At 67.3% G+C, this 2,731-nt stretch carries 3 protein-coding genes; all 3 read left to right on the top strand.

Annotated elements, in window-relative coordinates:
* Positions 1 to 975 (top strand): SMP-30/gluconolactonase/LRE family protein (locus LPZ50_RS23905; RefSeq protein WP_419195635.1); only part of this gene is annotated, 975 nt, incomplete at its 5' end.
* Between the two features lie 95 nt (positions 976 to 1,070).
* A complete protein-coding gene (locus LPZ50_RS23900) occupies positions 1,071 to 1,838 on the top strand; it encodes a FadR/GntR family transcriptional regulator (RefSeq protein ID WP_419195634.1) in 768 nt (255 codons plus the stop codon).
* A gap of 71 nt (positions 1,839 to 1,909) precedes the next feature.
* Positions 1,910 to 2,731: Ldh family oxidoreductase (locus tag LPZ50_RS23895; protein WP_230665336.1), on the top strand; the 822-nt coding region annotated here is incomplete at its 3' end.

The following is a 2,731-nucleotide window of genomic DNA, read 5'->3' as shown; positions in this document are numbered from 1 at the left end:
GCGGCTGCTGCCGCCGCCGCTTTGCCGGGCCTGGCGCGCGCCTGGCAGCCGGCCCAGGCCTATCCGGACCCGGCGGTCCAGGTGCTGGACCCGGCATTCGAACCGTATCGTCTGTTCAATGCCAGCCTGGAGCGCGTTGCCACCGGCATGCGCTGGGCCGAAGGCCCGGTCTGGTTCGGCGACGGCCGATACTTGCTGTGGAGCGATATCCCCAACAACCGCATCATGAAGTGGGAAGAGGAAACCGGGGCCGTCAGTGAATTCCGCAAGCCTTCGAACTATGCCAACGGCAACACGCGCGACCGCCAGGGCCGGCTGGTGACCTGCGAGCACCTGACGCGCAGCGTGACCCGCACGGAGTACGATGGGTCGGTGACCGTGCTGATGGACAGCTTCGAGGGCAAGCCGCTGAATTCGCCCAACGACGTCATCTGCCATTCGGATGGCTCGATCTGGTTTTCCGATCCGCCTTTCGGCATTGGCGGCAACTACGAGGGCCGCAAGGCCAAGGCGGAGCTGCCGCACACGGTGTATCGCATCGACGGCAAGTCCGGCCAGGGCAGGGCCATGATCACCGACCTGAAGGGCTCGAACGGGCTGTGCTTTTCGCCCGACGAATCCGTGCTGTACGTGGTGGAAGGGCGGGCCACCCCGAACCGCCTGATCCATGCCTACGACGTGGGCCAGGACGGCGCGCTGGGCAACAAGCGGGTGTTCCTGGATGCGCAGGGAGGCACCATCGATGGCTTGCGCTGCGACACCGATGGCAACCTGTGGTGCGGATGGGGCATGGGGGAAGGCAAGGACGGCGTAATGGTGGTGTCGCCGCAAGGCAGGCGGCTGGGGCATATCCACCTTCCGGAACGCTGCGCCAACCTGTGCTTTGGCGGGGCGCAACGCAACCGCCTGTTCATGGCGTCGTCGCATTCCATCTATGCCTTGTACGTCAATGCCCAGGGGGCGGCGGGCGGCTGAGACGGCGCAATGGTATATAAAGGTCTGGCCGCGTGCGGGCGCCGGGAACTCCGGCGCTGTATGGGGCAGGATGCAAACCGAGCAAAGGGGTTGAGGTGACACGCAAGAAAACGGCAGGCGCGCCGGCACCGTCCGCGGCCGCGGCGGAGGCCGGCACGCTGGTGCTGGAGCGCGGCCAGCGCGTGCGTCTGGCCGACCAACTGTATGGCCAGATTTTCGAACAGATCACCGACGGCAGCCTGAATGTGGGCGACAAGCTGCCATCGGAACACGAAATCTGCGAACGCTTCGGCGTGTCGCGGCCCGTGGTGCGGGAAGCCTTGCTGCGCCTGCGGGCCGACGGGCTGGTCACGGCCCATCAGGGCCTGGGCACCTTCGTCAGCCACCAGCCCGCCACGCGCCTGAAGACGTTCAGCGACGTCCAGAACGTGGGGGCTTATTTGCGGGCCCAGGAAGTGCGGATGGCGCTCGAGGGCGACGCGGCCCGCCTGGCCGCGCTGCGCCGCACCGATGACGAATTGCGCCACATTTCCGATGCGCACGCGGCGTTCGTCGATGAACTCGAGCGCGGCCATGTATCCCCCGAGGCGGACCTGGCCTTCCATGCCAGTATCGCGCAAGCCACGGGCAACGATTACTACCTGGGCGTGCTCGAGTCCATACACGAATCGATCAGCGGCTTCATGCGCCTGACGCTCAGCCTGACGCGCACCGGCTCGCGCCAGCGCGCGCAGCGCGTGGCCGACGAACACGCCGCCATTCTGGGCGCCATCCGCGAACAGGATGGCGAGCGGGCCCGCGTGGCCATGCAGTTCCACCTGGGACAGGCGCGCCATCGGCTGGTCGACCGGGAAAGGGATTGAGTACCCGCCCCGCAAGGGGCATCATTCATCAACCGATAAAAAAGGGGCGCGAGTCCCCAAGGAGACAGGCAGTGCAGGGCAGCAGTGTGCAAGATGGCAGGGCCAGCGCCGGCCAGGTGCGTGACCAGATTCTCCGGGTGTTGACGGCGTGGGGCATGGCTTCCGACCTGGCCGCCACCACGGCCGACCTGATGACCGAGACGGATCTGCTGGGTATCGATTCGCATGGTATTTCCATGCTGCCCTCGTACGAGGCCAAGTTGCGCGCCGGCACGCTGCGCATCGATGCCCGGCCGCGCGTGGTGCGCGACGCCGTGTCCACGGCCCTGCTCGACGGCATGGCCGGCCTGGGTTACCCGGCTGCCGCGCAGGCCATGCAGCTGGCGGTGGACAAGGCCCTGGAGCATGGCGTGGGGGCGGTGGCGGTGCGCAATTCGCATCATTTCGGCGCCGCGGGCGTATACGCGCGCATTGCGGTGCGGCGTGGTGTCGTGGGGCTGGTGACCAGCAGCGCCACCACATTGATCATGGTGCCTACTCACGGCGCGGCTCCGGTGCTGGGCACCAATCCCATCGCATTCGCGGCGCCGGCCGCGCAGAACGAGCCCTTTGTGCTGGACATGGCCACCACCACCGTGGCGGCCAACAAGGTGAAGGTGTACGACTTTCATCGCAAGCCCTTGCCTGCCGGCTGGGCGGTGGACGGGCAGGGCGGCAATGTGACCGATTCCGCGCTTGCCATGCAATATATTTTTGAACGCCCCGATGGCGGCCTGACGCCGCTGGGCGGCACGGCCGCCATGAGCAGCCACAAAGGCTACGGGCTGGCCGTCATGGCGCAGATCCTGGGCGGCACCCTCAGCGGCAGCGCCATGGCGGCGCGCCGGGCGGCG

The sequence above is a fragment of the Bordetella petrii genome (genome assembly GCF_020991325.1).
In the GTDB taxonomy this organism is placed as follows: domain Bacteria; phylum Pseudomonadota; class Gammaproteobacteria; order Burkholderiales; family Burkholderiaceae_B; genus Bordetella_A; species Bordetella_A petrii_E.
This window is presented reverse-complemented; position numbering and strand designations above follow the sequence as displayed.